Raw genomic sequence first — 4449 nt, 5'->3', positions numbered from 1 at the left:
GTCATTTTTTTTACCTCATCTTTTTTCACAGTTTTACTAGCTTTTTCATTTGAGCCCTTTTTCATATATTTGCAAAAGTGAGATGCACCCAAAGAATCTGATTCCTAACTAACCCAAAATTCGATTAATCATTTGATTCGCCTGGGATTCGTAACTCCCGCCAAACAAATTAAAATGATTCAAAATATGATAGAGATTATAAAGAGTTTTGCGTCGTTCATACCCTGAATCCAAAGGCCAAACCTGATTATATCCCCGGTAAAACTGCGCAGGAAATCCACCAAATAGCTCAGTCATCCCGATATCAACTTCTCTATCTCCAAAATAGGCAGCAGGGTCAAAAATCACCGGTTCCCCCGCAGATGTCACCCCTGCATTCCCCCCCCACAAATCCCCGTGAACTAGCGAAGGTTGCGGTTCGTGACCTGCTAACAACTCAGGAATCAGCTTTAAGAAACGTTTCTCTTGGGAAAAATGACCACGCCGACGCCTCGCCAATTTTAACTGATAACCAATCCGATGTTCAGCCCAAAATTCAGCCCAATTTGCCGTCCAGTTATTAATTTGAGGAGTTGAGCCGATCGTATTATTAATATCCCAACCAAAACATCCCCTTACCAAGGCAGAATTAGCCTCTTCTCCCCCCCTTACCAAGGGGGGGCTGAGGGGGGTGTATTTGTGCATTGCCGCCACTTGGCGCCCCATTTCTTCCCAAGCTATATCGCCTCCGCGACTTCCCAACTCCAGCCATTCCAGTACAATATAAGCTGAATTCCCCTCAGTTCCCCAACAAATCGGTTGCGGTACTCGAATCGTCTGTATTTCCCGCATTTGCTGCAAACCCAGCGCCTCAGCTTCAAAGATCGGGACTTGGGAAGCTTGATTTATTTTCGCGAAATAACTGCGGGAACTGCTGCTGATAGCATAGCCTTGATTGATGCAGCCGCCGCTGACTGAACGGCGATTGTCGATGGAAAATGTTTCTCCAGTTGCTTCAGAGATGTGCGCGGCAATTTTGTCCCACATAGCATCAAATGGTTTTGAGAGCGATCGGGATTAGTTTATATGACTGCCGACACTTTACTATTCATATTTTTAGTTAATTTGTAGATCCAATTTTCGCTCAGGGCAGAATTAACTCACGCCACCGTCAAGTATTATGGTGGAACTGGGGTTAAGGGCGATCGTAGAGGGTAAAGATTCAGTCATCTAAATTAGTCAGGAGAAAACTCCCTGACGGGGTGACAAGCAACTTGAAAGCTTAGCTAGAAAATAGTTTAAGTCGATCGAGAACAAAAAAGGTAAGGATTCAGGTCTGAAAAAGGGGAATGAGCGAGCGGCATAGCCAAGTCACAAGAATGGGCCGAAATAGCCTCACGGAAAAAAGCCATTACTCAACGAGCTTAAAAACGACAGGTTTGAATCACACTCAATAGATTAGCCGTTTCCTCAAATCCCTTCATCGAACGAGAGCCGCCAGAAACTTTCCGTTTCGTGACAGCTAGCCGTAGAGAACGTTCTGCTAAATTATTATCCGGAGGCACCGAGGGGTCATTGAGAAAATACCACCATTGTTCTGCCTTATCTCGTAAGGATTTGAGTAACAAACCGGAGGCATAACCAACTTGGTTCAACCAAGTCCCCAAAGCTTGATTCAATCGTATTTTAAAATCCTGAGCCCAGAAGTCGTAGGTAAGTTGATCCTTCGTGTTTCGCCAGGACTCATGGGCGATAAAAGCTTCATCAATTAATGACAGAAATATTTGAGCGACTGCTGCATTATTATTGTTGCCCGGAAGTCCCAGCACTTTCTTGAAATGCCGTCGTAAATGAGCCAGACACTTCTGTTGGGCTGCGACTTTCCCACCATTATAAACGCTGAAATCATCTGAGCTTAAGACTCCAGCAAATTCTGTACCCAGCATTGTTTCCAATTCCACGCGCCCCCTGGTATCTGCGGCATGAAATAAACAGAATTCTTCTCCACTAGCTGTCCATAACCATTCTTTAATCCCATGACACACCAGGGGGTTTCATCTACATGAACATTTGATTGCACCCCGGCCCATTCCCACAGTGCATTAATCGCTGGCTTTACTGCTGCTGCTGCTACTCGTTGATTGGTTTTTTGGAGTGTTCCCACTCCCACGAATATCCTGCCGAGTTCCCACAACAACGAGCGTCAGCTTGGCGTAGGAAAGATGCCCATAATTGCCAAGCCAGACTAAGAGTGCTTGGAGATTAACGCTCAAGTCAAGTCAAGGAACTATTCCCAAAGGTGGTTCTCCTCTAACTACTGCACCACATTCGAGGCATTTACACGATTGTGTCTGATATTCAACGACCTCGATTGGTTTTGCTACTAGAGTTGCTACTTGCTGAGAGTGGATGTTGATTACTTCACTTAATTCTTGACTACCACAATTTTGACAGATGCTGGGTGAGCTAATTTCTGTTCTGTCTACTCGTCCAAACCCTTTTCGGGTTTTTCCCGTCAGGACCTGGTTGTCCACCTGGTTTCTTTTTCTGGTCTGCTTCTGGTTTGACTGTTGGTTTCTCTGGTTTTTGGAGCAGATCCGTTGATGGAGGAATTGAAGAAGTTTGACTGGTTGTTCGACTTTTTACCGTAGCAATAGCTAGTTTTTCTTGTAATTCTTCAATGATTTTTTGCAGCTCCAACACCATTTCCACCAGTTCAGCTTGGCTCAACTGCTCGATTTCGGTTTTTTCTTTCGGTCTGGTGGCTGCGGGCTTTTTCATTTGTTTATTTTACCAGCTTTTGCCACTGAAGTTTTTTTTGACCTGAATCCTTACACTCTACCCAAAAAAGACTAGTTCTTCGACAAGAGTTGCCATTACCATCGGCGAAGCAAGGAATCTCAGAAATTAGTGTGGATGGGGGTAAAGTCCGACTCCGGGGAGAGCCAAAAGCTGGGAGTTACTGGAGAGACTACAAAGCTATACGGTTAAATAGCACATACTATGGTATTTTTTTTGATGAGAATCAATCATTGATTGATTATGTCAACAGCCAACCATTGCTTAACCCATTGGTCTGCTTGGCAGATGGTCACCAGGGAGTGTGGAATTTAATCCAGGAGTTTGGCACAGACCAACAGCGCTAGGAAATCTTGGACTGGTATCTTCTCAAAGAAAATCTCTACAAAGTTGGTGGATCATTAAACACACTTAGAAAGGCTGAGGTGCTATTGTGGCTTCGTCAGGTGCTTGAAGCGAAGGCTTTGTTTAGTGCTTGCCGAGGCAAACAAGCTCGCAACTTCTGTGCCTACCTGGAAAAACATAGAGTTCGCATTGTCAACTACAGTTATTACCAAGCTGAGCAACTATGTTCAATTGGTTCAGGAGCAGTCGAGTCGGCAATTAAGCAGATTGGAGCAAGGATTAAAATCTCTGGGGCACAGTGGAACGCAAAGAGTGTAAATCAGGTGTTTTCAAATCGTTGTGCTTACCTCAATGGTTTACTCGCGATCTAGTGTTTCTGCCAAACTGGGATGCTCCCTTTTAGTTTGAGTTTTTTCCACGATAGCTTTGACTAATTCTAAACTTGTAAAAATTACTCCTTGACAAGACCTAGTAATATGAGGAAAAAGTCGATTTTCTCTGGGATTATATTTAGATGTATAAGGAGGGTAATGAGCAATTCCGATCTCAATTCCTATTTCATTAACTAATTTCTGCAAAGTTTCTGTGAAAATATAATGATTAGCATTATTACTACCTCCACCATCACATTTAGCCAAGATAGAATTAGCGTTAGGGTAGGTAGGTGGTTTTACCATAATTATTTCACTAGTTTCTTAAAGCGTCACACGCAAATTTTCTGGTATCTTTACTGTTTATTAATGTTATATATTCTCGGTTCTGTTGAGAATCATAAACCCCAGGCTGGCTCAATATTCCGTGACCGAAACTCCAAAAATCACGATCGAAAGTGGTGACAGGTTTCTTTGTATAGAGAGTTACCGGACGATACAGATTTCCTAAAACTTCTTTCTTTTTGGTGTCAAAGCTAATAATAGGATTGTTTGCTTCTTTATACTCTGTATCAAGTCTCGCCATGTTTTTAAATTGAGCGTCCCGATTTTCATTAACGTGAGTTCGGGATAAGGAAAAACCAAAAAAGGGGCAAAACAGGTAGCCTAGAGGTACCAACCAACCAAGTACAGCACTTTGCTTAACCATTAGGTACAATATTAGAGGTGGTAAGAAAGAGAAAAATGAAACCCTACTCCCTAGATATACGTCAAAAGATTATTAACACAAGGAGAAGTAGGTAACACCTCTATTCGGAAAGTAGCAGAAAGATTTCAAGTGAGTAAAAGTACGGATCGCGGCGCTACTAAAACGAAAAAAAGAGACAGGAAGATTACTCCCTAGTCAGGCTCATGGTGGTAAACCGAGCCTACTGTTTGGTCACGAACAACAGAT

6 protein-coding genes and 1 pseudogene are annotated in these 4449 nt (G+C 43.0%); 1 reads left to right on the top strand and 6 read right to left on the bottom strand.

Translation table 11 applies throughout. The annotated features are described in order from the left end of the window. Nucleotides 1-108: 108 nt before the first annotated feature. From E5S67_RS31175 to E5S67_RS34940, 4 genes are all read right to left on the bottom strand, one after another. Nucleotides 109-1026, bottom strand: coding sequence for a fructosamine kinase family protein (locus E5S67_RS31175; RefSeq protein ID WP_172193228.1), 918 nt, complete (start codon nucleotides 1024-1026; stop codon nucleotides 109-111). 377 nt (nucleotides 1027-1403) lie between these two features. Beyond that, on the bottom strand, nucleotides 1404-2012 hold the full coding sequence (locus E5S67_RS34950) for an IS66 family transposase (RefSeq protein ID WP_422614731.1): 609 nt from the start codon (nucleotides 2010-2012) through the stop codon (nucleotides 1404-1406). Continuing rightward, nucleotides 1895-2143 carry a hypothetical protein gene (locus E5S67_RS34945; RefSeq protein ID WP_422614732.1) on the bottom strand — a complete coding sequence of 83 codons (249 nt, stop codon included), beginning with the start codon at nucleotides 2141-2143 and terminating at the stop codon, nucleotides 1895-1897. Before E5S67_RS34945 ends, E5S67_RS34950 begins: the two co-directional genes overlap by 118 nt. Before the next feature lie 302 nt (nucleotides 2144-2445). Continuing rightward, entirely contained in the window at nucleotides 2446-2760 is a 315-nt protein-coding gene (locus E5S67_RS34940; RefSeq protein ID WP_172193223.1) for a DUF6444 domain-containing protein, read from the bottom strand. 53 nt (nucleotides 2761-2813) lie between these two features. Between E5S67_RS34940 and E5S67_RS31160 the strand changes: the two are divergent. Further along, a pseudogene (locus tag E5S67_RS31160) lies at nucleotides 2814-3494 on the top strand (ISKra4 family transposase); the annotation flags it as partial. On the opposite strand, the gene E5S67_RS34295 reads toward E5S67_RS31160, so the two are convergent. Continuing rightward, on the bottom strand, nucleotides 3480-3800 hold the full coding sequence (locus E5S67_RS34295) for an ISAzo13-like element transposase-related protein (RefSeq protein WP_281363607.1): 321 nt from the start codon (nucleotides 3798-3800) through the stop codon (nucleotides 3480-3482). The pseudogene E5S67_RS31160 and the gene E5S67_RS34295 overlap by 15 nt on opposite strands. A 10-nt stretch (nucleotides 3801-3810) precedes the next feature. Further along, complete coding sequence (locus E5S67_RS34290) at nucleotides 3811-4203, bottom strand: ISAzo13-like element transposase-related protein (RefSeq protein WP_281363606.1); 393 nt, start codon at nucleotides 4201-4203, stop codon at nucleotides 3811-3813. Between the last annotated feature and the right edge of the window lie 246 nt (nucleotides 4204-4449).

It is taken from the genome of Microcoleus asticus IPMA8 (assembly GCF_013179805.1).
GTDB lineage: Bacteria > Cyanobacteriota > Cyanobacteriia > Cyanobacteriales > Microcoleaceae > Microcoleus > Microcoleus asticus.
The sequence above is the reverse complement of the archived record's forward strand: the minus strand, read 5'-3'. Positions and strand labels throughout refer to the sequence as shown.

Bases quoted from the DNA above. Each gene is read 5' to 3' on its own strand.
- E5S67_RS34290 (WP_281363606.1), bottom strand. From the start codon at position 4,203: ATGGTTAAGCAAAGTGCTGTACTTGGTTGGTTGGTACCTCTAGGCTAC.
- E5S67_RS34295 (WP_281363607.1), bottom strand. From the start codon at position 3,800: ATGGTAAAACCACCTACCTACCCTAACGCTAATTCTATCTTGGCTAAA.
- E5S67_RS34940 (WP_172193223.1), bottom strand. From the start codon at position 2,760: ATGAAAAAGCCCGCAGCCACCAGACCGAAAGAAAAAACCGAAATCGAG.
- E5S67_RS31175 (WP_172193228.1), bottom strand. From the start codon at position 1,026: ATGTGGGACAAAATTGCCGCGCACATCTCTGAAGCAACTGGAGAAACA.